Annotated in this window: 25 protein-coding genes and 1 pseudogene; 9 read left to right on the top strand and 17 right to left on the bottom strand. The window is 61.0% G+C overall.

The genetic code is table 11. From position 1 onward, the window contains the following. Positions 1–50 precede the first annotated feature (50 nt). Both I6L47_RS09250 and I6L47_RS09245 read right to left on the bottom strand, forming a co-directional pair. Positions 51–950 carry a chemotaxis protein gene (locus I6L47_RS09250; protein ID WP_216949159.1) on the bottom strand — a complete coding sequence of 300 codons (900 nt, stop codon included), beginning with the start codon at positions 948–950 and terminating at the stop codon, positions 51–53. Positions 951–1,102: 152 nt separating this feature from the next. Then, positions 1,103–1,762, bottom strand: coding sequence for a hypothetical protein (locus I6L47_RS09245; protein ID WP_216949157.1), 660 nt, complete (start codon positions 1,760–1,762; stop codon positions 1,103–1,105). Positions 1,763–1,801: 39 nt separating this feature from the next. Here I6L47_RS09245 and I6L47_RS09240 point away from each other — a divergent pair, with 39 nt between their 5' ends. Beyond that, the gene (locus I6L47_RS09240; protein ID WP_005335287.1) at positions 1,802–2,005 is read left to right on the top strand and encodes a YheV family putative zinc ribbon protein; all 204 of its coding nucleotides are present in this window, start codon (positions 1,802–1,804) and stop codon (positions 2,003–2,005) included. A gap of 143 nt (positions 2,006–2,148) precedes the next feature. Continuing rightward, the gene (gene slyD, locus I6L47_RS09235; RefSeq protein WP_005348264.1) at positions 2,149–2,820 is read left to right on the top strand and encodes a peptidylprolyl isomerase; all 672 of its coding nucleotides are present in this window, start codon (positions 2,149–2,151) and stop codon (positions 2,818–2,820) included. A 426-nt stretch (positions 2,821–3,246) separates the two neighbouring features. Here slyD and I6L47_RS09230 read toward each other — a convergent pair whose 3' ends face one another. After that, the gene (locus I6L47_RS09230; RefSeq protein WP_005335275.1) at positions 3,247–4,107 is read right to left on the bottom strand and encodes a Tim44 domain-containing protein; all 861 of its coding nucleotides are present in this window, start codon (positions 4,105–4,107) and stop codon (positions 3,247–3,249) included. A 363-nt stretch (positions 4,108–4,470) separates the two neighbouring features. On the opposite strand from I6L47_RS09230, the gene dnaB reads away from it, so the two are divergent. From dnaB to I6L47_RS09215, 3 genes and pseudogenes are all read left to right on the top strand, one after another. Then, positions 4,471–5,865, top strand: a complete 1,395-nt coding sequence (gene dnaB / locus I6L47_RS09225; RefSeq protein ID WP_026035132.1) for a replicative DNA helicase — start codon at positions 4,471–4,473, stop codon at positions 5,863–5,865. 199 nt (positions 5,866–6,064) lie between these two features. Further along, positions 6,065–7,138 carry an alanine racemase gene (gene alr, locus I6L47_RS09220; protein WP_216949156.1) on the top strand — a complete coding sequence of 358 codons (1,074 nt, stop codon included), beginning with the start codon at positions 6,065–6,067 and terminating at the stop codon, positions 7,136–7,138. After that, positions 7,138–7,557 (top strand): annotated as a pseudogene (locus I6L47_RS09215) (secondary thiamine-phosphate synthase enzyme YjbQ). The gene alr and the pseudogene I6L47_RS09215 overlap by 1 nt, the downstream one beginning before the upstream one ends. Positions 7,558–7,676: 119 nt before the next feature. Here the strand turns inward: I6L47_RS09215 and pepE are convergent. The 8 genes from pepE to I6L47_RS09175 form a co-directional block, all read right to left on the bottom strand. Next, complete coding sequence (gene pepE, locus I6L47_RS09210) at positions 7,677–8,402, bottom strand: dipeptidase PepE (protein WP_216949155.1); 726 nt, start codon at positions 8,400–8,402, stop codon at positions 7,677–7,679. A gap of 261 nt (positions 8,403–8,663) precedes the next feature. After that, on the bottom strand, positions 8,664–10,472 hold the full coding sequence (locus I6L47_RS09205; RefSeq protein ID WP_216949154.1) for a carbon starvation protein A: 1,809 nt from the start codon (positions 10,470–10,472) through the stop codon (positions 8,664–8,666). A 217-nt stretch (positions 10,473–10,689) separates the two neighbouring features. After that, positions 10,690–11,427, bottom strand: a complete 738-nt coding sequence (gene btsR / locus I6L47_RS09200; protein WP_129503400.1) for a two-component system response regulator BtsR — start codon at positions 11,425–11,427, stop codon at positions 10,690–10,692. Further along, positions 11,421–13,115 (bottom strand): sensor histidine kinase, encoded by a 1,695-nt coding sequence (locus I6L47_RS09195; RefSeq protein ID WP_216949152.1) that lies wholly within the window; start codon positions 13,113–13,115, stop codon positions 11,421–11,423. Before I6L47_RS09195 ends, btsR begins: the two co-directional genes overlap by 7 nt. A gap of 246 nt (positions 13,116–13,361) precedes the next feature. Then, a complete protein-coding gene (locus I6L47_RS09190) occupies positions 13,362–14,723 on the bottom strand; it encodes an endonuclease/exonuclease/phosphatase family protein (RefSeq protein WP_216949151.1) in 1,362 nt (453 codons plus the stop codon). Positions 14,724–14,953: 230 nt separating this feature from the next. Further along, a complete protein-coding gene (locus tag I6L47_RS09185; RefSeq protein WP_216949149.1) occupies positions 14,954–15,766 on the bottom strand; it encodes a heme ABC transporter ATP-binding protein in 813 nt (270 codons plus the stop codon). A gap of 11 nt (positions 15,767–15,777) precedes the next feature. Beyond that, positions 15,778–16,809, bottom strand: coding sequence for an iron ABC transporter permease (locus I6L47_RS09180; protein ID WP_182932875.1), 1,032 nt, complete (start codon positions 16,807–16,809; stop codon positions 15,778–15,780). Further along, entirely contained in the window at positions 16,806–17,657 is an 852-nt protein-coding gene (locus I6L47_RS09175) for a hemin ABC transporter substrate-binding protein (protein WP_040066746.1), read from the bottom strand. Before I6L47_RS09175 ends, I6L47_RS09180 begins: the two co-directional genes overlap by 4 nt. A gap of 170 nt (positions 17,658–17,827) precedes the next feature. Between I6L47_RS09175 and hutX the strand changes: the two genes are divergently transcribed. Next, positions 17,828–18,340, top strand: a complete 513-nt coding sequence (hutX, locus tag I6L47_RS09170) for a heme utilization cystosolic carrier protein HutX (protein ID WP_042080089.1) — start codon at positions 17,828–17,830, stop codon at positions 18,338–18,340. Beyond that, positions 18,337–18,894 carry a heme utilization protein HutZ gene (gene hutZ, locus I6L47_RS09165; protein WP_005335257.1) on the top strand — a complete coding sequence of 186 codons (558 nt, stop codon included), beginning with the start codon at positions 18,337–18,339 and terminating at the stop codon, positions 18,892–18,894. Before hutX ends, hutZ begins: the two co-directional genes overlap by 4 nt. A gap of 86 nt (positions 18,895–18,980) precedes the next feature. Here the strand turns inward: hutZ and I6L47_RS09160 are convergent, their stop codons facing one another. Genes I6L47_RS09160 through I6L47_RS09150 form a run of 3 tightly spaced genes read right to left on the bottom strand, consistent with a single transcriptional unit; the run spans position 18,981 to position 20,954 of the window. After that, complete coding sequence (locus I6L47_RS09160) at positions 18,981–19,364, bottom strand: hypothetical protein (RefSeq protein ID WP_005335256.1); 384 nt, start codon at positions 19,362–19,364, stop codon at positions 18,981–18,983. Between the two features lie 37 nt (positions 19,365–19,401). Next, on the bottom strand, positions 19,402–19,956 hold the full coding sequence (locus I6L47_RS09155; RefSeq protein WP_064335614.1) for a cysteine hydrolase family protein: 555 nt from the start codon (positions 19,954–19,956) through the stop codon (positions 19,402–19,404). Positions 19,957–19,982: 26 nt separating this feature from the next. Next, positions 19,983–20,954, bottom strand: a complete 972-nt coding sequence (locus I6L47_RS09150) for a ChaN family lipoprotein (RefSeq protein ID WP_216949148.1) — start codon at positions 20,952–20,954, stop codon at positions 19,983–19,985. 193 nt (positions 20,955–21,147) lie between these two features. Between I6L47_RS09150 and I6L47_RS09145 the strand changes: the two genes are divergently transcribed. Together I6L47_RS09145 and I6L47_RS09140 are read left to right on the top strand one after the other, a co-directional pair. Further along, positions 21,148–23,253: a TonB-dependent hemoglobin/transferrin/lactoferrin family receptor gene (locus I6L47_RS09145; RefSeq protein ID WP_139442008.1), complete on the top strand. Its 2,106-nt coding sequence runs from the start codon at positions 21,148–21,150 to the stop codon at positions 23,251–23,253. A 289-nt stretch (positions 23,254–23,542) separates the two neighbouring features. After that, positions 23,543–24,697: a 3-phenylpropionate MFS transporter gene (locus I6L47_RS09140; protein WP_139408996.1), complete on the top strand. Its 1,155-nt coding sequence runs from the start codon at positions 23,543–23,545 to the stop codon at positions 24,695–24,697. Positions 24,698–24,774: 77 nt separating this feature from the next. Here the strand turns inward: I6L47_RS09140 and I6L47_RS09135 are convergent, their stop codons facing one another. The 3 genes from I6L47_RS09135 to I6L47_RS09125 are packed head-to-tail and all read right to left on the bottom strand — an operon-like array spanning position 24,775 to position 26,765. Further along, on the bottom strand, positions 24,775–25,992 hold the full coding sequence (locus tag I6L47_RS09135) for a hypothetical protein (protein WP_216949146.1): 1,218 nt from the start codon (positions 25,990–25,992) through the stop codon (positions 24,775–24,777). A gap of 7 nt (positions 25,993–25,999) precedes the next feature. Then, entirely contained in the window at positions 26,000–26,209 is a 210-nt protein-coding gene (locus I6L47_RS09130) for a helix-turn-helix transcriptional regulator (RefSeq protein ID WP_005335250.1), read from the bottom strand. A gap of 7 nt (positions 26,210–26,216) precedes the next feature. Continuing rightward, complete coding sequence (locus tag I6L47_RS09125; RefSeq protein ID WP_021229702.1) at positions 26,217–26,765, bottom strand: DUF2975 domain-containing protein; 549 nt, start codon at positions 26,763–26,765, stop codon at positions 26,217–26,219. Positions 26,766–26,775: the final 10 nt, after the last annotated feature.

Genomic DNA, 26,775 nt, shown 5'->3' with positions numbered 1-26,775 from the left:
GGTCGAAGATAAGGAGGACGGGAGGCGTGTTCCTCCCGCCAGTCATTGGCTTATTTCAGCAGGCGATCGTGATGTTCGGCACCGCGCAGCATGGCCTGGATCAGCTCGTTGGCTTCGAACTTGGTCAGCGCCTCATGAGCACCCACCTGATGGGCCCGCTCCACACTGATCTCGCTGGAGAGCGAAGTGTGCAGGATGATGTAGGCCCCCGCCAGTTTGCTGTCACTTTGCACTTCGAAGGCCAGCTCATAACCATCGAGCCCCGGCATCTCGATATCGCTCACCAGAATGTCGATCGGGGTCTTCTGGTGAGCCCGCGTCTGCATCAGGGTCAGTGCATCCTTGCCATTGGTGCAGACCTCATAGGGTATATTGATGTAGTCCAGCGCGGCCATCAGCTGACGGCGGGCGACCGAAGAGTCATCAACCAGCAGGATCCGCATCGGCTTGATCCGTTCCCGCTGCACATCGGTTAGCACCGGATAGAGGTGGCTCGGATCATCCGGATAGACCCGGGAGAGGATCAGCTCCACATCCAGCAGCTGGATCAGCTGGTCATTGACCCGGGTCACGCCGGTTACGAACACATTGTGGCCGAGGGAGGCGGGGGGCGATTCGATATCGCGCCAGTTGCACTCGGTGATCTTGTCGATGCCCCGCACCAGAAAGCCCACCAGGGTACGGCGGCAGTCGGTAATGATGATGAAGCAGTGGGGCATCTCCTCCTTGCTGATGGGGCGATAGCCCACCGCCATCGCCATGTCGATCACCGGAATGGTGGAGCCGCGCATATTGGCGGCCCCCAACACGGTCGGGTGCGAGTGCGGCATTGCCGTCAGCTGGGTGTAGGGCACTATCTCCTTCACCTTGAGGGTACCGATGGCAAAGGATTGTTTGGCTGAAAGGTGAAACAGCAACATGCCCTGGGATTGATTGGCTTTGCTCGTCATGGCAGATGTCCTGTTGGTCGAAACGTTGGCAGTCACTTCAGGCCTCTAGCATAAAGGATTACGGGGGGAATGGCCCTTCCTTGTTAACGACCATCTGGCAAAAAACTGGACTCATTCAGCCAATTTCGTTGGCGTATTCCATCGGCGTCCGGTTATTGATCGCCATCCTCGCCAACGCCCCATTGCTGGCAGGCCGCTTGCAATGCGGTCTCATCGGCATAACCCAGCTTGCTGGCCACCTGTGCGGGTTTGCTGCCGCCTTTGAGCAATCTGAGCGCCTGCAGCAGTTGCCACTGTTGTTGCAATGCAGTCCCTTCCACCGGCGCATCGGGTTGTTGTGCCCATTGTTGCAGAGACTCCGGTTGGCCATTGGCCAGCGCTTGCCAGCAGGCTTGCAGCTCATCGTGACCCTGCTGGCTGATGGCGCACTGTTGCAGCTCATCCAGGATAACCTGGAGTCGCTGACCGTAGGCTCCTTGCCACTCTTTCGGACGTTGCCACCGGGCCAGCGAGTCGAGCAGGGCATCGAGCAGCGGGGTGGTCTGCAGCCAGCCTGCCTGCTGCGGCTGAGCCACGCGCAAAGAGACGCTCAGCTGATCGTACTCGCAACCGCTGAGGGGGCTGAAGGCCGCGAGGGCATCGGCGCAGAGCCAGAAGCTGCTGCCTGCTGGCAGCAACAGCTCATGTTGGCCCAGTCTCAGCAGCGCGGCGCCTCGGGTGATCCGCAAAAGCTGCCCGACCGGAGTTCGTTTGCGGTTGCCGGCGTGCAGGCCCTGGCAGGAAAAATGGTGATACTCGATGGCGTGATGCATGTAAAAACCCTGATATGATGCTGCCTGGAGGTAACAAATATGGAAACCAGACGTAAAAAACGCTTCATTGCCGGTGCAGTCTGCCCGGCGTGCGGCAAATTGGACAACATGATGCTGTATCTGGAGCATGGAGTCGAGAAGGTGACCTGCGTCGCCTGTGGCGATACCCAGGTACAAACGCCTGCCGAGGTCGACAAGCAGACTCGCGAGGCGGAAGAGGTGATCGGGGTGTTTCGCCCCTGATAAGGGAACGGCGGGTGGAATTAGGGTCTCCTTGCTGACGCTGTTGCCGTTTTTTTCGTCACTCCGTGGCGCCGCACGGCATATGCGCGGCCCGCTTTTTAGGGTATTCTGAGCCCGTTTTTTTCTATCCGCAGGATCCTGACATGAAAGTAGCTCCTCTGAGCGTGGTTACGCTGGAATACACAGTCACCGACGAGCACGGTGAAGTCATCGACAGCACTGTCGGCAAAGAGCCGCTGGTCTATCTGCACGGCACCCGTTACCTGGTCTCAGGCCTGGAAGCCGAGCTGGAAGGTCGCGCGGTAGGTGAAGCCTTCGAAGTGACTCTGGCACCGAGCCAGGCCTACGGCGAATATGACGAGACACTGGTACAAGAAGTACCGGGCGAGCTGTTCGACGGCATGGAAGTCTCCGAAGGGGATACTTTTGTGGCTGAAACCGACGATGGCCACCGTCCTGTGACCGTGGTTGAAGTGTCCGAAGAGTTCGTCAAGGTGGATGGCAACCATCCGCTGGCAGGCGTAACCCTGGGCTTCAAGGTCGAGATCAAGGACGTGCGTGCCGCCACTGCCGAAGAGCTGGCTCACGGCCACGTTCACGGTGCCGGTGGTTGCGGTCACGATCACGGTCATGACCATGATCACGGCGGCTGCTGTGGCGGTCATGGTCACGACCATGATGAGGATCACGGCCAGGGCGGTTGCTGTGGTGGCGCTGGCCACGGTCACGATCATGGCCACGACCACGGTGACGACCATGGTCACGGCGGCTGCTGCGGTGGCGGCGGTTGTGGTGGCAAGGGCCATCACCACTGATCACGGCCATGCCGATGATAAGAAATCTGCCGTAGGAGTCATACCGAGCAATTAATGCTCATTAATTTCTCCTTCTTGGATGATGAAATCCGAAGCCGGTTGTTCTGGCTTCGGATTTTTTATGTCTGTCAAATAGGCTCGCGGCTTTTCCCAAGCTAACAGGGCCGCTTATTTTTGGTTAATGCTCAGCATTATTCCCTCTCGGTTCCGCGATGGGGCTTTTGTGCGGAGCGCAAATGCCATCTGCAAACGAGTCATCAAATCGGTGTCTTCATCAGCACAATATGACCAAGTTACTTCATGTTCCAATAGCTATAACGAGCCAGCGTCAGTCTCTATTTGGTCTCGTTGTGCCCCATAAAAAAATAGCCAGTCAGGCTTAACTGACTGGCTATTGCCTAGTGACTAACTGATAGGCTCGAAGCCTTACAGCTGCTCGATACCGACGATATGCCAGGGGGCATTGTTCTTGGCCAGATCGCGCTCGAGGTGCCACACCTCTTTGATGTCTTCTTCGACCTGCTCCTGACGGTCCATGTAGCGGCCGCTGAAGCGCACGCTCACCTGAGCCCAGTCGCTGCCGTAGTCGGCGCGTACCAGCTGGGTGTCGACGTACATCACTTCTGTGTGCTGGTCGCCAGTCAGTTCGGCGCGCTCGGCTTTGAGCTGCTCAAACAGCTCGGGGCTGACGTACTCGCGCACCTTTTCCAGATCGTTCTTGTTCCACGCCTCTTGCAGGGTGCGATAGTGATCGCGGGCACCGGCCAGGAAGCTGTTCATGTCAAAGCCCGGCGGCAGGCGGAACGGCACGTCGCTGTCGGCAAAGCCAGTGGCTTGCGGTGCGCTGTTGCTCTGCTCAAACTGCTGCGGGGCCGCGGATTGCGGTGGCTGGTAGCCCGCATAGGCTGCCTGTTGTGGCTGTGGCGTCGCGACCTTGCCCTTGCGCAGGGTACGGATCAGGAAGACGGCACCCAGCGCCAGCAGAGCGATCAGCAGGAAGTCCATTCCTTGCAGACCTTCAAAGGCACCGCTGCCCAGCAGGTAGGCAAACAGGCCACCGGCCAGCAGGCCGCCCAGCAGGCCGCCCATCATGCCGCTCTTTTTCGGCGGAGTCTGGGCATTCAGTGTCGGATTCTTGTTGTCGACCGGTTTGGCCGCAGGCTGGGCCGGCGCAGTTTTGTAACTTTTACCAAAGGATTTGCCGCCGCCAAATTTCTTGGCTTCGGCGTGAGGTGCCCCCAGGCCAATGGCCAGGATCACGGCAAACAGGGTCAGCATCTTTTTCATTTTGACTCTTTTCACTCTCGTCTGTGGGTGGGGCATGCTCCGCTTTGGCAAGCTCAGCAAGGCGCATGGCAGGCTGCCTGTCCCTAATTGTGTCGCAGCTTGTATTCATCAATATCACCTCTGGCATGAATTATTCATGAACGAGGTAGCCGCGATGCGGCGTCAAACAAGAGGAGTAAACCGGATGAAAAGCAGAAGATTGAGTCGCAAGGAGCGCAAAATGCGAAGCAAAATCAAAATGGTCAAGGTAGAGCAGACTCTGGTTTGGCCCTTTATGATGGTATGAGCCGCCAGATAGGGCTCGCCGTAGTTGGCTTTCTTTTGTAAAATTCCCGTCCCCTTCCCGCTGCGGTTTTTATGTGTATGGCAGAGCAAGTGACGGCGAAAAAAGACGCCAAGACACAACAGCTGAAAGTTCCTCCCCACTCTTTTGAGGCCGAACAGTCCGTACTGGGCGGCCTGATGCTGGATAACGATGCCTGGGATCGGGTTGCCGAACGGGTTATCGATCAGGATTTCTACAGCCGTCCGCACCGGTTGATCTTCCAGGCCATGACCCGCCTCTCCAACGCGGGCAACCCCATCGACCTCATCACCCTGCAGGAGGAGCTGGAACGCTCCGAACAGCTGGAAGAGGCAGGCGGCTTCGCCTATCTGGTGGAGATCGCCAAGAACACCCCGAGTGCCGCCAACATCAACGCCTACGCCGAAATCGTGCGCGAGCGGGCGGTGGTACGGGAGATGATCTCGGTCGCCAACGAGATAGTCGAAGCGGGCTACGAGCCACAGGGCCGTACCTCCGGCGATCTGCTGGATCTTGCCGAGAGCAAGGTATTCAAGATTGCCGAGCAGCGCACCAGCGCCAACGAGGGGCCCCAGCCCCTCAAGCTCATCCTCGAGCAGACCGTCGACAAGATTGAAGAGCTGTTCAAGACTCCGCACAACGGGGTGACCGGTGTATCGAGCGGTTACAACGATCTGGACAAGATGACCGCCGGTTTGCAGCGTTCGGACTTGATCATCGTGGCGGCCCGTCCCTCAATGGGCAAGACCACCTTTGCCATGAACCTGTGCGAGCATGCGGCCCTCACCGCCGACAAGCCGGTGCTTATCTTCTCGCTGGAGATGCCCTCCGAGCAGATCATCATGCGTATGCTCGCCTCGGTCGGTCGTATCGACCAGACCAAGGTGCGTACCGGTCAGCTCGATGACGAGGATTGGGCACGCCTCTCCTCCACCATGGGATTGCTGCTGGAGAAGGGCAAGATGTATATCGATGACGCCTCCGGCCTCACTCCGACCGATGTGCGCTCCCGTGCCCGTCGGGTGGCACGCGAGCACGGTGGCCTATCCATGATCATGGTGGACTACCTGCAGCTGATGCGGGTGCCGGCGCTCTCTGACAACCGTACCCTGGAGATCGGCGAGATCTCCCGCTCCCTCAAGGCGCTGGCGAAAGAGCTGCAGTGCCCTGTGGTGGCGCTCTCCCAGCTCAACCGAAGCCTGGAACAGCGGGCCGACAAGCGCCCGGTCAACTCGGATCTTCGTGAATCGGGCTCCATCGAGCAGGATGCGGATTTGATCATGTTTATCTATCGTGATGAGGTTTATCACGATGACAGCCCGGACAAGGGGATTGCCGAGATTATCATCGGCAAGCAGCGTAACGGCCCTATCGGCCGTGTGCGCCTCACCTTCCAGGGTCAGTTCTCCCGGTTCGACAACTATGCCGGCCCTGCGTTTGATGATGATTATTGATATGTAACAATCATGGCAATCCTGTAGTCAGGATTGCCACCACCGCTCTGACCCGCTTGCCATTTATTGAGAGGCAGCCAGCCAGAGCCTGTTTTCCCGGTTCGACAATTATGCCGGTCCGGCCTTCGACGACGATAAGTGAGTGGCGGTCTTCGGCCCGATGAGGGGGAGACCATTTGTGCCCTCGTAAGGGAAAACCATGAAAGCGGCTACTGCCCAAATCAACACTGCGGCCTTGCGCCACAACCTCGCCATGGTCAAGCGCCACGCTCCCGCTTGCAAGATCATCGCTGTGGTCAAGGCCAACGCCTATGGCCATGGACTGCTGCCGGTCGCCCGCACCCTGGTGGATGCGGATGCCTATGCGGTGGCCCGTATCGAAGAGGCGCTGATGCTGCGCTCCTGCGCCGTGGTCAAACCCATTGTGCTGCTGGAGGGCTTCTTCTCCGCCGACGATCTGCCGGTGCTGGCGGCCAACAATCTGCAGACGGCGGTTCACACCTGGGAGCAGCTCGAAGCGCTGGAGCAGGCCGAGCTGCCAGCCCCCGTGGTGGCCTGGCTCAAGCTCGACACCGGCATGCACCGCCTCGGGGTGCGTGCCGACGAGATGCCCGCCTTTATCGAACGACTCGGCAAGTGCAAGAACGTGGTGCAGCCGTTCAACATCATGACCCACTTCAGCCGCTCCGATGAGCTGGAGCAGCCCACTACCCGCGAGCAGATCGATCTCTTTAGTCGCCTGACGGCGCCGCTGGCGGGCGAGCGGGCCATGGCCAACTCGGCGGGCATTCTGGCCTGGCCAGACTCCCACTGCGACTGGGTTCGCCCCGGTGTCATCCTCTATGGCGTGTCGCCCTTCCCCAACACGGTGGCGGCCGATTACGACCTGCAGCCGGTGATGACCTTGAAGACCCAGCTGATTGCGGTGCGGGATCACAAAGCGGGCGAGCCGGTGGGCTATGGCGCCAACTGGGTGTCGGATCGCGATACCCGGCTCGGGGTGATCGCCATCGGCTACGGTGACGGTTATCCGCGCATGGCGCCCAATGGCACTTCCGTGCTGATCAACGGCCGCATCGTGCCGCTGGTGGGGCGCGTCTCCATGGATATGAGCACGGTAGATCTTGGGCCCGGCGCAACCGACAAGGCCGGTGACGAGGCGGTGCTGTGGGGCGAGGGGTTGCCGGTGGAGCGGGTGGCCGACGAGATTGGCACCATCCCCTACGAACTCATCACCAAACTCACCTCCCGCGTCTTTATGGAGTATGTCTGATGTGGCAGCAGTGCCTGCTGACATTGAAGCCCCGTTCGCGGGGCTTTCATCTGGTGACGGACGAGCTGGTGGCCAAGCTGCCGATGCTGGCGGATTAACGGGTCGGCATGGCTCATCTGCTGCTGCAACACACCTCTGCCTCGCTCACTCTCAACGAGAATTGCGACCCCAGCGTGCGCAGCGATATGGAGGCTCATCTGCACCGGTTGGCGCCGGAGGATGCCCCCTACTATCGCCACACTTATGAGGGAGCGGATGATATGCCCGCCCATATCAAATCCTCCCTGCTCGGGGTGAGCCTGCAACTGCCAGTTCGCGATGGTCAGTTGGCGCTCGGCACCTGGCAGGGGATCTGGCTTGGCGAGCATCGTGTCGATGGCGGCGCCCGCAAGGTGCTGGTGACCCTGCAGGGTGAGTAATCAGACTACAACTAGCTGAAAGATGAAGATAAAAAAGAGGGATGGCGCCGAGCCATCCCTCTTTTTTTCTACGTTGCTGTGAGCCATCTGCCTGCCAGTGGTTCGGCGCTCTGCGTGACTCAGCCGACCTTGAAGGGGGTCAACTCGGCCAGCGGGGAGGCGTCCATAAAGGCTTGCGGCTCCTGACCTTGTTTGAAGATCTTGAAGTCCTGCTCGCGGGCGCTCCAGTACTCAACGGTATCGCCGCTGATCTGCAGCAGGCTCGCTTCGCGCAGAGCCACCACATATTCACTCGGGTTGATGGCGCAGAACTCGGCCAGACGCTCGTCGCGGGTCTCGCCCATATGGCCGCTGATGCTGGCGTCCAGATAGTGCGGGTTGATCTGCAGCGGGAACAGGCTCAGCGCGGGCAGCACGGCGGCGCTGCAGACCGGCATGTCGTTGGTGGTACGGATGCTCGGGGTCGCCACGTTGCAACCGGCGCTCCAGCCCACATAGGGGACGCCCCGTTCGCGTACGGCACGCTGGATCGGTACGATCAGGCCATTTTCATGCAGCAGCTGATTCAGGCGCCAGGTGTTGCCACCGCTGATAAAGATGGCGTCGGCCTGATTGATGGCATCGACCGGATCATCGAAGTGGTGAATGCTGATGGTCTCGATCCCGAGGCTCTCGGTAAGTTCGTTGGCGCGGGCATCCCAGTCGCTGCGGATCACCGCGTAGGGGATGAGCAGAATGCGCTTGACCTGTTTGCGAGCCAGCAGGCTTTGAACCCGATCTCGGGCCCAGCCGAGCAGACCCGGAAATTCGCTGGCTTTACCGTTGCTAAGCAGAAGCAGTTCCATCAAATCGTTCCTCAAAAAGTGAAAGCGGAGGAGGGAGGGCCACCGGATCCGCCGTGCGGCCGGATGGCAAGAGCGGGCATGCTACCACCATTGGCGCGGCGGTTCTGTGATCGCGAGGCCCATTCAACGGCTATGGATGAGTTATGGATGGATAACTCAATGCCAAGCGGTGGATTAATGAGCCGTGGTCAACTCGCCACCCATTGCCAATAAAAGACCCCGCCGCAGCGGGGTCATGTCAGGGGAAAAGCCACTCGCCCATCAGGAGGCGGTCGCTTCAACCACCTTGTAGGAGGGCTGCTGGCGCAGCTTCCACAGCTCGCTCCATTTGCGCAGGGCGGAGAGCAGGATCAGCATTCCCAGCACCAGCATGATGAGGGAGATGATGCCGTTCATCGGGTTGTAGCCCTTGGCCGCGGCGTTGAAGTAGACGTTGCTCATCATCCAGTAACCGGCGTAGTTGACGGTGACGAACAGATAGGCCAGCGGGATCAGGCAGGTCAGCATGTAGCGGCGCTTGCTGGCCAGTCGCAAGATGATGGTGGCACCGATGATCAGGCCCACCGAGGCCATCAGCTGGTTTGAGACCCCGAATAGCGCCCACACAGATCCGATATCACCGGACATCAGCAGATACCCCCACATCACACAGGCGAGCACGCTGGCCCAGATGGCGCCCGGCATCCAGTCGATGCGCTTGAGGGGCGGGTAGAACTCGCCGAAGAAGTCCTGGATCAGGTAACGGGAGACCCGGGTGCCGGAGTCGACGGCGGTTAAGATAAAGACTGCTTCGAACATCACCACGAACTGGAAGAAGTAGGAGGCGAGGTTACTGAACCAGGGCACCTTGGTGAAAATGTAGGACATGCCCACCGCCAGGGTGACGGCGCCGCCGGTGCGGCCGTTCAGATCCATGCCGATCTCCTGGGAGAGGAACGGCAGATCCACCACCTGCATCCCCAGTTTGGCGAAGGCCTCCGGGGTGGCGTTGATGGCGAAGTAGTCCGCCGGGTGCAGGGCAGTGGCGGCGATCAGCGCCATCACGCCCACCACGCACTCGGCCAGCATGGCACCGAAGGCGACCGGCAGAATGTCATTCCACTTGTCCACCAGTTTCGGGGTGGTGCCTGAGCCGATAAAGGCGTGGAAGCCTGAGATGGCGCCACAGGCGATGGTGATAGAGATAAAGGGCCAGACCGGGCCACCCAGTACCGGGCCGCCGCCGTGGACAAACTGGGTCATGGCGGGGAACTGGATCTCCGGGTTGATGCAGATAACGCCGATCACCAGCGCGCCGAACACGCCGATCTTCATAAAGCTGGAGATGTAGCCGCGCGGGGTGAGCAGCAGCCAGACCGGCAGCGCGGTAGCGAAGAAGGCGTAGATGGGCAGCGCCAGACTGATGGTCTCGGCACGCAGGGTCAGCCAGGCACCGAAGGCGCTCTCCTGCACGTAGGGGCCAAAGAAGACGCAGGCCAGCACGGCGGCAAAGCCGACCCAAGAGGCGGCTTGCAGGTTGCCGGTCAGCTTGTGCCAAATTCCCACCACCATGGAAATGGGGATGGTCATGAACACCGCGAACACGCCCCAGGCGTTACGCTCCAGTGCGTGTACCACCACCATGGAGAGACCCGCCATGGTGATGGTGATGATGAACAGCATCGCGAGCCCCGTGCACCAGCCGGCGATGGGGCCGAGTTCGGCCTTGGCCACCTCGGAGAGGGACTTGCCCTGATGCTTCATGGAGGCGAACAGCACCACGGTGTCGTGTACCGCGCCGCCGATGACGCAGCCGATCAGCAGCCAGAGAAAGCTCGGCAGGTAGCCGTACTGGGCCGCCAGAACCGGGCCGACCAGCGGGCCAGCGGCGGCGATGGCGGCAAAGTGTTGACCGAAGTTGACCCACTTGTTGGTCGGCACATAGTTCTTGCCATCTTCCAGCTGGTGGGAGGGGGTGACTTGCTTGTCGTCAGCCTGCAGCACCTTGCGCACAAAGAACACGCCGTAGAGGCGATATGCGATGGCGAGGATGCAGAGGGCCGCAATGACAAAAGTGATTGCGTGTTGCATGGGGGAGTTTCCTTTTCCTGTGGCCAGTCTGGCCGGGCTCAGCCTGCACTCTACCCATGCGGTGGGGAAAGGGGAGCGAAGAAAAGGTCAGTGGCCGGGTTCTGCCCGCGAGTGGCTGAAAAGCGACCCCGAGTGGTTTGGCGGAAGTGTCGACGGCCGTGGTCAGCGGGTGAGTGGTCGCTGGCAGAGCGGGAGCGGGGTGAAGCATAGCGCGCCATCAGGGAATATCGAGCAGCTCCTTGAGGGGCTTAAGGTAGCGGCGACTCACCGGCACCTTGTGGCCGCCCTGAGTCACCACTTCCGCCAGCCCGCCGTCCAGCAGCAGGATTTCGCGGATCTGGCCCGGATTGAGCAGGTACTGGCGGTGACAGCGCACGAAGCCGGTCTTCTCTTCCAGGGTGCGCAGGGTCAGCTCGGTGGTGCCCTGCTGCTGGCCGCTGATCACCCGGTTACCGGTGAGATCGCTGTGGATGAACTCCACCTCGCCAAGAGGCAGCAGCAGAATCCGGTTGTGGCCGCTACAGGGGATGCTGCGCAGGGGCTGGGCGATGCGGGTTGGATCCGGCAGCGGTTGGCCAGCTAATTCACCTTTGGGCGAAAGCAACCGCTGGATGCGCTCCAGCGCCTTGTTCATCCGCTCTGCCGTGACCGGTTTGAGCAGGTAGTCGAGGGCGTTCTCCTCGAACGCACGCAGGGCAAACTCGTCGTAGGCAGTGATGAAGACGATGTGGGGGCGCAAGTCCGGGTCCAGCATGCTCACCAGCTCCAACCCGTTGATGCGCGGCATCTGGATGTCGAGAAACAGCAGATCGGGTTTCAAGCGATGGATGGCGGGCAGCGCCTCCATGGCGTGGGCACACTCTCCCAGCAGGCGGATATTGCCCGCCTGCTCCAGCAGCAGGCGCAGCTCCTCGCGGGCGAGGGGTTCATCGTCAACGATCAGGGCGGTCAGCATGGGCTCTCCTGCAGGGGAAGGGTGATCCTCACCCGGGTTGATTGATGGGGGACACAGTCGATGGCGACCCCGTACTCGGCGCCGTAACGGGCCTTGATGCGCCGATCCACTATGTTCATGCCAAGGCCGCTTCCTTCCTGTTTCGTCTGATAGAGCCCGGCGTTGTCGCACACCTCCAGCACCACCCGTTGTGCTTCGACCCGGGCAGTCAGGGTCAGCAGGCCGGGTTCGAACATCTGGGAGATGCCGTGCTTGACCGCGTTCTCGACGATGGGTTGCAGGGAGAAGGTGGGCAGCCGGTACTCCAACAGCGGCTCGGGAATATGGATCTGCACGCTCAGGTGCTCGGCGAAACGGGCCTGTTCGATGTGCAGGTAGGCGTTCACATGCTCCAGCTCATCGGCCAGGGTCACCTCGTCCCCCTGCCGCTTGAGGTTCTTGCGAAAGAAGGTGGAGAGGTTGTGCACCAGGGTGCGGGCGCTTTCGGGATCGCGCCGGATCACCGCCGACAGGGTGTTGAGGGCGTTGAACAGGAAGTGCGGGTTGATCTGCGCCTGCAACAGCTTGATCTCCGACTGGGCCAGCAGTCGCTTCTGCTCGTTGTATTTGCCCGCCAGGATCTGGCCGGAGAGCAGCCGGGCGATCCCCTCTCCCAGGGTGCGGTTGATGGAGGAGAAGAACTTGCGCTTGGGCTCGTAGAGCTTGATGGTGCCCACCACGGAGCCCTCTTCCCCCCGCAGCGGAATGACCAGCGAGGAGCCGAGTTTGCAGCCGGGATGGATAGTGCAGCTGTAGGGGATGAGGTTGCCATCGGCATAGACCACCTCGTTGTGCTGGATCGCCTTGAAGGTGTGCCGGGAGTTGATGGCGGTGCCCGGCAGGTGGTGATCCTCGCCGATGCCGATAAAGGCGAGCAGCTTCTCCCGATCGGTGATGGCCACCGCGCCCACCCCGGTCTCCTCGTAGAGAATGCGCGCCATCTGCTGGCACGCCTCCTGAGTGAAGCCCTTGTCCAGCACTCGCATCGCCCGCTCGGCGATCTTGAGGGCGCGGGCGGAGAAGGCAACCGAGTACTTCTCCAGCATGGCGCGGTGATCGAGGATCATCCTCATGAACATGGCGGCCCCCAGCGTATTGGCCACCAGCATGGGGGCGATGATGTTCTCGATGAGGTGGATGGCGTCATCGAGAGGGCGAGCCACCAGCAATATGATCCCCATCTGCATCAGCTCGGCGACCAGGGCCACCGAGCCCACCACCCAGGGGCTGAACAGCAGATCAAGCCGGTGGCGGGCGACGAAGTGGCGGTGCACCAGCCCGCCGAGCAGCCCTTCGGCGATGGTGGAGAAGGTGCAGGCCAGCGCGGTAAAGCCCCCCAGTGAGTAGCGGTGAATGCCGCCGGTCAGCCCCACCAGCAGTCCCACGGCCGGGCCGCCGACAATGCCCCCCAGCACGGCGCCGATGGCGCGGGTATTGGCGATGGAGTCCTCGACCCTCAGGCCAAAGTAGGTGCCCATGACGCAGAAGCCGGAGAAGATGAGGTAGCAGAGGATCTTGTGGGGCCCGCTCAGGGTCACCTGAGTGAGCGGCATGAACAGCGGCGTCTTGGAGAGCAGCCAGGCGATCACCAGATAGACGCAGAGCTGCTGGAACAGCGAGATCACCAGAGTGAATTGTTCAAACGCCACGGCTCGTTGCCCCGGTTATCGTTGGTCATTTAATGGACGCGGAGTATTAGCAAACCCCATACCCCCTTGCAAGGCAGGGGTATCAGAATGGTGGTGTAGCGCACGATTTGCCGAATCGTCTGCCGCCGTGGCGGGCGGTAACTGTCTGGTTACTCAGTATGGAGTCTGAGCCAGCGGCAGAAGTGGCGAGATGGCGGAAACAAAAAGGGGGCCAGAAGGCCCCCGAACTGGCAGTCAGTGGGTGGCTCAATCGAGTTTGAGATCGACCCAGACCATGCGGTGATCCGAACTGACTCCCTTGGCGATGCCGAGTTTCGCATCATAGACCAGGTGATAACCGGCCTCGAAGCTGGCCGGCCAGAAGACACCGCTCTTGACAGCGTTGAGGTTGGCGGAGGGGATGACGTGATCCAGCTGCAGCACGCTGGAGTTGGTGATGCGTTCCGGGTTGGGGCGAGTGAGGTTGCGTTTGCAGTCGGTCCCCTTGCTGACACACTCCGGGCCCCCTTCGCTGACCGGGATCAGGGTGCCATTGGTGATGGCCTGATTCATCAGCGGGTTGTTTAGCAGATCCTGAATGGCGGTCAGGTCACCGTCACCGGTGAGCGGATCGGCGTTGAGATCCCCGGCGATGACGAACTTGGCATTTTTGGCCAGCCCACCCTTGGTGCCCTTGTCATCGGTCATGTAGTTGAGACCCTTGACGTAGTCATTCCAGAAGGCGATCTCGGCGCGGTTGTGCTTGACGGTGTGACGCGCCGTGTTGGCAAAGATCGGCGGGGTCGGGTGGGAGATCAGGAAGTGGATCACCTCGTCCCCCTTCTCGGTCTTGATCCGTACCGGCACATCGGCGTGGTTCTTGGAGGAGAGCGGGTACTGCTGCCAGGCTGCGTCTGAATACCAGGCATCGCCACACTGGCGGCTGGCCGGGATCTTGACCTTGGGATTGTTGCAGTCATCGATGATGGGGTTCTGCTCGCCCGGCATATCCTTCCACTTGAAGTTCTGGAAGGTGCGGATCTGCTTGGTGTCGATGGGGTATTTGGACATCACCGCAAAGGCATACTGGCCGTGGTAGTTGCCAAAGCCCCAGGCATCGTCGGGGCCGCTGTTGACTTTGCCATCCAGATTGAGGTCATAACCGCTCATCAGGCCGGTGTTGGTGGCGAAATTCTGCATCACCGGATAGCTGATGGCCGTCACCTCTGCGTGCTGGGCGTGGGCCAGATAGTTGTCGTTGAAGGCTTTCAGGTCGGCGGTGCTCTCGCCTTTGCCGTCGTTGTCGAACTCGTTGAGCAGGAACACATCCGGGCGGGTGCGCTGGATGATCTCCGCCACGTTGCGGATCTGCTGCACGTTCTTGGCTTTGGTTTCAGTGGCGTCGCTCAGGCTCCCTTCGGCGAGGCGGGCCAGCAGGGCATCCTGCTCGGTGCGGGTCAGCGCCAGCTCACCGGTCAGCATACCGGCGGCAGTGCGGTCAAAAGAGAGGTTGAAGGTGGCAAAACGAACCATGGGATCAGCTGCCTTTGAGTCGTTGTCGCTGTTGCAGCCAGCCAGCATCCCGAGGGAGATGGCGGCAGCCAGTAGGGTCTTGTTGATATTTTTCATTGTAATTGTTCCGTAGCATCAATGAGTTATGCCTTCTGTGAGGCGGCGTCATTATAAGTAGACGGTGATGCTGCGGGGGTTTTGCCTGAGCAAAGTGTGAGGATATTCACACCACATATCTGGCGATGATGAATGTTAGCAGGGCGATATGGGGTGTGAAAAACCGGTTTATACGCTGCAGTTTCCGGGATGAATAACGCGCTTCCTGCCGTTACCGCACTCTGAATTTGTCACACTACCATCGGCAGGCCGCTCTCGGGGTGGTGGATCACCTGTGCCGGATAATCATAGAGACGGGCGATGAGCTCAGGGGTGAGCACCTCGGCTGGCGTGCCATCGGCCATCAGCTTGCCCCGTTCCAGCATCACCAGCCGATCGGCATAGCGCGCCGCCAGATTGAGGTCGTGCAGCACCACCAGCACTGCAGTATTGCGGCTTGCCAGGGCGCGCGCCATGGTGAGCAGCTGATGCTGGTATTTCAGATCCAGCGCCGAGGTGGGTTCGTCGAGCAGCAGCAGGCGGGGTTGCTCGGCCTGACCGGTCGGGGAGGGGGCCTGCCAAATCTGCGCCAGCACCCGGGCAAACTGCACCCGCTGCCGCTCGCCGCCAGAGAGCCCGGGATAGAGCCGTTTGGCCAGATGCTCGACCCCGGCATGGGTCATGGCCGCCGCCACAATCTCGTCACGCCGCACCGCCGGTTCACTGTGGGGCAAGCGCCCCATGGCGACCACTTCTTCGCAGAGAAAGGGGAAGTTGAGGGAGGAGCTTTGCGGCAATACCCCGAGCCAGTGGGCCAGCTGGCTGCTGTCCCACTGCTGGCGATCTGCGCCAAACAGGGTGATGGAACCCTCATATTCCAGCTCGCCGGTCAGGCACTTGAGCAGCGAGCTCTTGCCCGCCCCGTTGGGGCCGAGCAGCGCGGTGAGGGTGCCGCTCTCGAGACTAAGATCGAGCCCATCCAGGATCTGGCGCTGGCCACGGCGCAGGCTGAGTCGGGTGCAGCTCAACAGGGGGGAGGAGAGTGAGGATGAGAGTGGTTGCATAACAGTCCGTATCACAGGGCGCGGCGGCCTTTTACCAGCAGCCAGATGAAGAAGGGGGCGCCGAGCAGGGCGGTGATGATGCCCACCGGCAGCTCGGCCGGGGCCAGCAGGGTGCGAGCCAGCATGTCGGCCGCCAGCAGCAGGGCGGCACCAAGCAGGGCCGAGAGCGGCAGCAACCTGACATGGTTGGGGCCCGCCAGCAGGCGCACCAGATGGGGCACCACCAGCCCGACGAAGCCGATCATCCCCGACACCGCCACCGCCACCCCGACGCCCGCTGCGGTGAGCAGAATCAGGCGGCGCTTGAGGGATTGCACATTGACCCCCAGATGGCGGGCCTCTCCTTCACCCAGCAGCAGGGCGTTGAGGGGATTGGCATCACGCATAAAGAGCCACAGCAGCGCCGCCAGGGTGAGCAGGGCCAGCGCCACATCGGCCGGTTTGCCTGCAGCCAGCGTCCCCATCTGCCACAGGCTCAGGTTGCGCAGCATCTGATCGTCCGCCAGATAGGTGAGCAGGCCGATCACCGCGCCGGAGAGCGCCGTAATGGCTACCCCGGCCAGCAGCATGACGGTGACCGAGGTGCCCCCCTCGCGGGTGCCGAGCAGATAGACCAGAGTGGTGGTGAGCGCGCCGCCGAGAAAGGCGAGCAGCGGCAGCAGACCAATCCCGATGGTGGCTTGCAGCTGCTGGCCGAGGGGGGCCAGCAGCACGATGGCGAGCGCCGCACCGAGCGCCGCACCGCCGGAGACACCTATGATGCCGGGGTCAGCCAGAGGGTTGCGAAACAGCCCCTGCATCACGGCGCCACAGAGCCCGAGAATCCCCCCCACTGCGATGCAGAGCAGGGTTCTCGGCAGGCGAATTTCCTGCACGATCAGCAGCTTGTGCGACTCTATCCCGCTCTCCTGTCCGGCAAACAGCGCCCGTAGACTCTCGCCCAAGGTGAGGGTCATGGGGCCGGTTGCCAGCGAACCGAGCAGCAACAGTGCCAGTGCAGCCGTGGTGAAGGCCAGCAGCCAGGAGAGGGGTAACCGCATCATGACCCCTGCTTGATCCACTGGGCGATCTGGTTCGCCTGTTGCAGGGAGTTGAGGCTCAAGCCCCCTTGCAGGGCGTGGCCGTCGATGGCGTGAATGGCGTTACGCTTGCCAGCCGGGGTGGCGGCCAGGGCGGGCACTTCCGCCAGCACCTTGGCCGGATCGGCATATTGTTGCCAGTCACGACCGCTGACCAGTACCAGATCGGGCTGCATCTCGATGAGGGATTCGGCGGATACCGGCTTGTAGTTGCGCAACTCGGCGACCGGATTGATGCCGCCTGCCAGCGAAATCAGCGCGCTGGCGGTGGTGTCCCCCCCGGCGATGCTGGTGGGTTGCCCCTTGTGCAGCAGCAGGAAGGCGACCTTGAGCGGTTTGTTCTGTTTGGCTTGCGCCGCCAGCTGATCGGTCTGAGCCTGGATCTCTGCCTTCAGGCGATCGCCAGCGGCTTTATCGCCCAGCAGGCTGGCGAGGGTGTCGATACGCTGGTTGAGGTTGGCGAGAGTCGGCGCGGTATCCAGCACCTCCACCTTGACCCCGGCACGACGCAGCTGATCCAGGGTCGGGGCCGGCCCCATCTCGTCGCTGCCCACCAGTCGGGTGGGGGAGAGGCTCAGGATCCCTTCGGCGGCCAGTGCCCGGTGATAACCCACCTTGGGCAACCCTTTTGGCAAAGGGCTGCTGACATCGGTGGCGATCAGGCTCGATTCACCGCCAAGTGCCAGAATGAGTTCTGTGGTGGCGGGGCCGATACTGACGATACGCTCTTTCTGTCCGTCGGCGGCAACGGCAGAGAATGGGGACAGTGAACTGCAGAGCAGGGTGATGGCGAGGGCAAGACGACGGCCCATGCTAACCTCCGAAGGGGTGAATGAAACGGGTGTGCCGCCGAGAATATCAAGGCTTTGGAAAAAATGCACTGATAATGATAGCAATTATCAATTGCATTGGTTTCTGTGCTTTATTAGAGTAGCCGCCATGATAAACAGCGGGACAACATGGTCCCGCAGAGGGAGAAAACATGAGCATTGCACAACGCATTCACGCGCTGCTGGAGCAGGATCCCGGCGCTCATCCGTCCACCCTGGCGGCCCAGCTTGCCATCAGCGAATGGGAGGTGGTTCGTCATCTGCCCGCCGAGCTGGTGACCCTGCTACCCGCCGATCGCGCACAAGGTCTGCTGGAAGATCTGGCCGACTGGGGCCCGGTGACCACCATCGTCGAATCTGAAGGCTCCATCTTCGAGGTCAAAGCCCCCTTCCCGAAAGGCAAGGACGCACGCGGTTACTACAACCTGATGGGCCGCGACGGTGAGCTGCATGGTCACCTCAAGCTCGATAACGTGGCGGGGATTGCGCTGGTCAGCAAGCTGTTCATGGGCAAGGAGGGGCACTCCTTCCAGTTCTTCGGTCACTCCGGCCGCTGCATGTTCAAGGTCTATCTGGGTCGCGACGAGAAACGCCAGCTGCTGGCCGATCAGGTCACCCGTTTTATGGCGCTGCGCCACAACTCTCAAGAGGAAGTCAAAGCATGAGTGAACGTCAGGAGCGTCTGCAGAACCGCCTGCAACCGGAGATCCGCGAGTTTCGCGATAGCTGCCGCACCCTGCAGCTCGCCACCGTCGATGGCGAAGGCAATCCCAACGCCAGCTATGCCCCGTTTGTGCTGCAGGAAGATGGCTACTATGTGCTGATCTCCGAGATCGCCCGCCACGCCCGCAACCTGCAACAGGTGCCCCGGGTATCCCTGATGCTGATCGAGGATGAGAGCGGTGCCCGCGAGCTGTTTGCCCGCAAGCGCTTGACCTTCGATGCGGTGGCTGAAGTGGTGGCCCGTGACGATGCGCGCTGGAGCAAGGCGGTTGCTGCGCTGGAAGGGCGTTTTGGCGAGATCATCAAGGGTCTCTCCAACCTCAAGGATTTCAAACTGTTCCGCCTCAAGCCGGAACAGGGGCTGTTCGTCAAGGGCTTCGGCCAGGCGTTCGCGGTTTCCGGTGACGAGCTGGTGGATTTCGTCCATCTGGTGGAAGGGCACAAGCGTATCGACAACGGTGCCGAGCTCACCAGCCCGGCCGATGCGCCGGTCTGACGATCCCTGTCGACCACGACAGCCGTCATAACAAAACGGGCAGCCAATTGGCTGCCCGTTTTTATTGCGTTATCTCATCCGCCAGTTTAATCCTGCCAGCTGGCCTTGTTGGGAAAAGCGCGACGATCGGCGTCGGTGGCCGTTTCGTTGCACTCGCCCCGCACCTTCCAGGAGGTCTGGCTCAGCACGATGTAGCCCTGGCGGCAATACTGCTTGGTCGCCAGGGTCTCGGTCAGCAGGTTCTCCTGCAAGGCTTCCCGCTGTTCCAGCAGCCGTTGACTCTGGGCCGCCGAGAGGCCGCGCGGCAAGGTGTCGTTGGGCGCGGCTTCAAAGGTGAACCGCTTGCTCCCCTCCTCGTTGATGTGGGTCAGAAACAGGGGTTCCGGCCCGTCATACTTCTGGCCGGGCAAGCTGGAGCAGGCCGACAGCAGGGGAACAATCAACAACAGGGTGGCAGACAACAGGCGCACGACAGACTCCAGTGAGAAACGAGGCGAGGCTCGCAGATTAGCACGGCTGCAGGGCGGGTGTTACTGCCAGCAGCTCGTCGGTGGTGAGCAGGGTCACATTGCGCCCCTCCGGCAGGCTGAGGTGGCGCCACATCCAGTGATGGTGCTCGGTGATCTGGGCCGCGCTCAGGTGGGGGCGATCGGCGGTGGTGTGACCATCGCTCAACACCAGCACCTCGTACCCATGGGAGGCGGCACTGCGCACCGTGGTATCGACGCAAAAATCGGTGGCACAGCCACAGAGAATGAGTCGATCGACCGGCTGCTCGGCCAGCAGGAAGGCAAGCTCGGTATCGAGAAAGCTGTCACATGCTGTCTTGCGCACCCGGCTATCTCCTTTGGCCGGTTGCAGCGCACTGTGCAACTGCCAACCCGGGGTGCCCGGTTCCAGTTCGGTACCGGGGGGCGAGTCATGCTGGATATAGATGACCCGTCCCTGTTGCTGCCTGACATGGGCCGCAGCCCGATTGATATTGGCCAGCACCTGCTCCTGGCGGTAACGGGGCTCGTTGAACAAGCCTTGCTGCACATCGATGATCAGTAACACATCCATTTTCTTACCCGCCGTTTCCTTGAAGATTAGGGTTGCAGCCACTGGCTGCAGTCACGACTGCGGGATTGATGCAGCGCGCCCATATCTTGCTTCATCTCGTCACTGTTTTGCCAGCGCTTAGGCAGCGGCATGATGGTTACCTGCACATCGGCTGCGGGATCTGCAACAGAGGTCTCATCTGTACGGGGCACGACCAGCGCTACCTTGAGGGCAGGATTGCGGCTGGCGATGCGACTGGCGAGCCCAAGCCCCCCCTCGACGTGGAAATTGCCGGCGATATGCATGATCTGCTGGCCAGGGTGCTTGGCGAGATAATCCACCATGCTCTCGGCCATGGTGTCATCCCAACTGGTCTGGGCGGCGAAGCGGCGGGCGTTGCTGTCGGCATCGCCGTGGTGCATGGAGGCCATAAATTTCTGGCGATAGGGGTCATCCCCCTGCGTCAGTTGGCGGGCCAGCTGGCTGCGACGTGCGGCTGGCAGTTTGTCAAGCCACTCAGCCCCCTCCTGACCGACACAGCTCACCAGGGGCTTGGGGGCGTTGGCAGCGATCACCGGCATCTGGTGAGCCTTGGCAAACTCTACCAGCGGGCGGTAGTCGCTCGGATAGTTGGGCCAGGCGTTGCCTTCGCGGATCAAGGCCGCTTCACCAATCTGGTTCGCCAGATAGGCATCCAGCGTCTTCTGATCGGCGCGGCTGAACTGCTCCATGGAGAGGGCCAATGGCCGCCCGTGCTGCTGGCCAGCAGTGTAGAGCCCGCTCAGCAGGCGCGATTGCAACAGATGCACGGCGGGATGGCTGTGCAGCTCCCCCACCAGAATGATGTCGGCGTCGGCAATGCGCGCGATCGTCTGCTCCAGCGTCAGGTCTGCGTCTCCCTCGCTGCTTAGCCGGTAGTCATAGAGCGTCTGCAACTGTGATGACTGGGTCGGTTGGGTGGGGGTGGCACAGGCTGCAAGTAGCAGCGGCAGGGCGAGCAGGGGAAGTCGTCTAATCATGGGATCTCACGGCTGATATGCCCGGATGCCGGTGCATCTCGGGGGGCTAATAGAGAATAAGGGCAACACAGGGCGACAGTGTAAAACCAATTTGGTTCAAAACAAATGAGAATGATTTCGTTTCTTGTTGATCTTTGTCGAGAGCCGGGTAATATGCGGCCTGTTTGATAACAGTTCTCAATAAGGATTCGCTGTGACCCATCATAACGCACTCTCTCTGGTTGCCCTCGCCGTGGCGGCCGGTCTCTCTTCCCAGGTCTTTGCTGCCACCCAGAAGGCGGATGAAGTCGTGGTCGTCAGCGGCTCACGGATGGAGCAAAAACTGGAAGATGTCTCCGGCCCCATCTCGGTGATCACCGCCAAGCAGATTGAAGAGCAGGTCGTCACCAACGTCGCCGACCTGTTCCGCTACGAACCCGGTGTGACTGTGCTCGGCGGTCAGGGGGATGCGCAGACCTTTATCATCCGCGGCATGGGGGAAAACCGGGTCAAGGTGGTGCGCGACGGTGTGCGCCAGAACGATGCCTACAGCAAGGGCGGGGTTGGCCAGAGCTACTTCGATACCGACATGATCAAGCAGGTAGAAGTGGCCAAGGGGCCGGCGTCTGCCGCCTACGGCTCCGATGCGCTGGGTGGCGTGATTGCCATCACCACCAAGGATGCCAGCGACTTCCTCAAGGGCAAGGACAGCTATCTGGACGTGACCAGCGGTTACGCCTCCAGCAGCCACCAGAAGATGGCGGGCTTTACCGGCGCCCTGCGCACTGGTGAAGTGGAGAACCTGCTGCGCTACACCTGGCGCGATGGCGGTGTGACCCAGAATTTCGACTCCACCAAGAACGACTTCGATATCGGTACCCACGCCCTGCTGCTCAAGAGCAAGTGGAACCTCTCCGATGAGCAGTTCCTCAAGCTGACCGTCGACTACCTGACCGATGGCGAGGAGCCGGATGCGGTCAAGCTCAACAAGGTCGGTACCGGTACTGCCCGTGTCTTTGATCAGCCCATCACCGACAAGCAGACCGACAACCTTTCTGTGGTGCTGGATCACGGCATCGCGCTAAATCAAGGCTGGGCTGATCGGATGGATAGCAAGGTTTACTTTGCCCGCACCAAGCAGACGCTGGATCAGTACGCCTCATCCAAATATCCGGTCAGCCCCGGCAATCCCTATGTGACCAAAAACTCGCTGGATCACAATGTGTTCGATCAGAAGAACATCGGCGCCCAGTTGCAGTTCCACAAGGCGGTCGCCAACCACCGCCTGGCTTGGGGGGCTGAATACGAGCACACCGACAACGAACGTACCCGTTACAAGGGGCCGACGACTCCCGGTGATTTTGTCGGCTACAACGAGCTGAGTTTCCCGGCTACCACCAGCGAGCGCAGCGCCCTGTGGGCCTTTGACGAGATCAAGTTTGGCGAGCGCTGGGTGCTCACCCCGGGTGCCCGTTATGACTACTACCGGATGACCCCGGACAACGATCCGGCATACACCGGCGACAAGCTGCACAAGTTCTCGGAAGGGGAGTTGTCACCCAAGCTGGGTCTGGTGTTCAAGGCCCACGAGGCGGCCAACCTGTTCGCCCAGTACAGCCACGGTTTCAAGGCCCCCATGTATGACAGTGCCTTCTCCACCCTGAACCATCAGGCGTACGGCTATCGCATCGAGCCCAACCCGAACCTCAATCCGGAGAGCAGCGACGGCATCGATCTCGGCGTGCGTGGCAGCAGCAACGGCTTCAGCTATGAAGTAGCCAGCTTCTACAACAAGTTTGAAGACTTCATCGAGATGGTGGAAGTGGGCAAAGAGGGGCGCACCGCCGTCTACCAGTACCAGAACCTGAGCAAGGCGACCACCAAAGGGGTCGAAGCCAAGGCGGATTACTGGCTCAACGACATCGTCAATGTCTGGGGCAACCTTGCTTACATCGAAGGCAAGGATGGGGATGGCAACTACATCAACAGCCTGAGCCCGCTGAACGGCTCCGTCGGTGTGCGTCTGGAACAGTCCCAATGGAACTTCAACACCGCGCTGCGCTTTGCTGACGACATGGACAAAGTCCGTAAAGACAGCAAAGGCAACGATTACGTGAAGAGCGCCGGTTGGGGTGTGGTGGATATGTACGCCCAGTTCAACCCGATGACCGACCTGCAGCTCAACGTCGGGGTCTTCAACCTGTTTGACAAGGAGTACACCAGCTACGAGCGTATCGCCGGTCGTGCCGAGGGCTCCGATAACAGCATGATGACCGAACCGGGCCGCAACCTGAGTGCTCGGGTCAAATACGTATTCTAAAGAGCAAACAACAGACGCAGATGATCAAAGGGGCTTCGGCCCCTTTTTTGTCGCCGCCATGTTGTGACGATGGCGCAGAGCAGATGTTTGCCTAAAAAAGAAACCCGCCATGGGCGGGTGGAAGGATTGCAACACTAACCAGGAGGAGGTGTTACCAGGTAGACCCCACCTCTTCGGTAATAGTTCAATTTTATTGAAGTTTTTTCATTTTCTGCGCAGGGTTTCCATCGGGATCTGCGGGGGAGGATGGGTTATCATTCTGCTCCCGTCATCCGGTTGCAGAGGATCTATGCCCGCGTTTTCCTGGTTAGCGCTCTTTTTCGGCGCCTTCTATTTTGTCTACGGCGCTTACTTGCCGTTCTGGTCGCTCTGGCTGGAGGGGGTGGGCGTCAGCGCCGAGATGATTGGTCTCCTGCTGGGGGCGGGGATGGCGATCCGCTTTGCCGGCAACCTGATGGTGATGGGGCAGATCAAGGGGGCGGGCCATCTGCTGCCGGTTACCAGGTTGCTCTCCCTGCTCAGTTTGCTGGCGTTTCTCGGCTTCTATCTCAGTCATAACCTCTGGTGGCTGGTGGGCTTGACCCTGCTGGCGAACTTTATCTATCCGACCCTGATGCCGGTGGGGGAGGCGCTGGCGACCCGCATGGTGGTGCAGGCACACCTCGATTACGGCAAGGTGCGGCTGTGCGGCTCCTTTGCCTTTATTGTCGCCTCTACCCTGGTGGGGGCGTTGGTGGGCAACTTTGGTAGCGACTGGATTTTGCACACCATGGTGGCGGGGCTGGTGCTGATGCTGCTGCTCAGCTGGCTGCCACTTAGTCCCGCGCCACAGGATGTGCAGGGGGAGCGCGCCAAGGCGTCCTTGCTGGCAACCCTGCGCAGCGCACCGGTGCGCCGTTTCCTGCTGCTGACCGCTCTGCTGCAGGGGAGCCACGCCGCCTATTACGGTTTCAGCGCCATCTACTGGAAGGCGCAAGGGTATAGCGGCACCATCATCGGCTATCTCTGGGCGCTCGGGGTGGTGGCCGAGATCTGCATGTTCGCCGCCGACAAGCGTTTCTTGCAGCGCTTTGGCGCCCAGAGTCTCTTTATCGCCGGTGCCATCGGTTGTGTGGTGCGTTGGGTATTGCTGGGTGCCTCGACCGAGTTGTGGGTGCTGGTGCTGGGGCAGCTGCTCCACTCGGTGACGTTTGGCATGAGTCATCTGGGGGCGGTGCGTTTTATGACTCGCCAGCTGCCCGCCGAGCAGTTGATCCCGACCCAGGCGCTCTATGCCGCCCTTGGCCTCGGCATGACGGTGGCGGCCCTGATGGCACTTTGCGGCGTGCTGTTCGAGCCTCTCGGCGGCGGCATCTTCTTCCTGATGGTGCTGGTGGTCTTGCCGGTGTTCTTCCTGCGGCTGCGCCCCTTTGCGCCGTCTGCGCAGGAGAGGGCTCCAGCCTGATATTTGTCTATTTGAATCATCACCTAACAAAAGGGAGAGCCACGGCTCTCCCTTTTTTGTTGCTGCGGTTTGCGGCGTTACTGTTGCTCGCCAAGATAGAGGCGGCTGAGGCGGCGCCAGGTGTCCGAGCCGATGGTGCCGGCAAGTAGCTCATTGGAGGCGGCATCAAAGCGACCATCCGGCAGCCAGCCCAGTTGGGGCAGCAGTTGCGCCAGCGTCACGTCATTGTGCTGCAGCTCCCGCTCCAGCGCTTCCCAGAAGGCGCTCCCCTTGACGTAAAAGAGCGGGTAGTAGGAGCGATCGCCCGCCAGCACCTCGCGAGCCGCCCGATAGAGGCCACTCTCGCGATGGGGCAGCTGTTTGCCCCGCTCGGCCAGCTCGTTGACTGCCGTGACCTGATGCAGCCGAAAGCGGCGCAACGCCTTGATGGCGAGGTACTCTGCGAGGCTCTCGTTGACCCAGGTGGGTTGTGGAGCAGAGTGGCGAGCGCTGAGGATATGCACCGCCTCGTGGGCCGAGGTGCGCAGCAGGCGCAAGGGAGCCTGTGGCGTCGGCTTGCCAGCCTCGGTGGGGTAGTTGGCGACAAACACCTGATCTCCGGCGGCGCCGCCGAGGGAGCGGGTCGCCACATCCCGACCCAGCCACACCAGTTGCCATGGATGAGTGGGCGGATCCACATCAAGCTGGAAGGCCAGATAGTCGATGATCTCATTCAGTTGCTGCTGCAATGCCGGCAGATCGAGCTGGTTGGCGGTCTCGTCATGGCTCAGCACCAGCCGCGGATCCGGCTTGGTGACGGGCACAGTGTCCAGACCAAACGGCAGGATCAGCGGCGGCCGGTTGACATCCGGCAGCGGTTGGCAGCTGCCATCCGGCAGACAAACCTTTCCTTGGCGACTCCCCATCTGGCGCACAAAGTTACCCCATTCGGTCAATAGCCACTGGTTGGGAGCGAACAGCAGCGACTGTTGGGCCGAGGCATCAGCACCCACTGTCGGAGCCGGTGTGAGCGTGATCTGCCAGCCAACCTCTTTGCAAGAGAAGGGCTGGTTGAGGGCAACCGGCTGGTTGTCTGCAAGGCAGCTCAGCGCGGGGGAAACCGGCGCGGCACTGCCCGGCAACTGGCGGGCGGGGAGCAGGGTAAAAGGGGGTTTACCCTGCATGGTGAGGCGCACTTGCAGCACATTGGCGCTGGCGCCCTGCTCGATATGGTAGCGGGGGCCGTTCGCGTCATTGCCAGCGCTGGCCCACAGCGGCAGCAGCCACAGGGCAAACAGGGTGATATGACGACTCATAAGGGGGTTAGCGCTCCTGCTCGTAGCCCAGCAGATCGCCGGGCTGGCATTTGAGTTCACGGCAGATGGCCTCCAGAGTGGAGAAGCGCACCGCCTTGGCGTGGCCATTCTTGAGGATCGAGAGGTTGGCCTCGGTGATGTCGATGCGCTGGGCAAGCTCGCGGGCGGTCATTTTGCGCTCGGCCAGCAGGGCATCAAGGCGGATGATAATGGGCATACGTTCCTCACACCGTCAGTTGCTGTTCATCGGCCAGCAGTTTGGCCTCGCGCATGACCAGTGCCAGCGCCAGTACGATCAGTCCCGCCAGCAGTACCCGGAAATCGGAGGTACTCAGCGCTATGGTACCGAGTACTTCCGGGCCTCTCATGGTGAGCACCGTATCCAGCAAGGGGGTCAGGATCAATTCGACCAGGAAAGTTGTACAGAGCAGCAGTCCGATCTGCCGGTAGCGGCGGATCTGCTCGAAGGTGAAGAGCAGACCGGCGCGGTAGCCGCGAAACAGCTGACGCAGTTGCCAGAGCATCATCATAAAGACCAGATCCGGCAACAGCTGCACCAGGGTGCCGAGCAGCCGGGTGGAGAAGTGAAGGGGATAGTCGGCAGGATTGATGCCGGGGCGGCTCAAGATGGTGTTGAGCTTTTCCTGCAGAAAATCGGCACCACCGAAGGGGGTCCACACCTCCAGCAAGGTGATCAAAGGGGTCGCCAGCAGTGCCAGCAGTAGCAGCCATTCGATCAGCATGCTCGAGCGTTCGAGTTTGTTGGAGATCATCTCATTCCTC

This window comes from Aeromonas sp. FDAARGOS 1417 (assembly GCF_019046985.1).
GTDB lineage: Bacteria > Pseudomonadota > Gammaproteobacteria > Enterobacterales > Aeromonadaceae > Aeromonas > Aeromonas veronii.
Note: the sequence above shows the minus strand (reverse complement) of the source record. Positions and strands in the feature narration are given on the sequence as shown.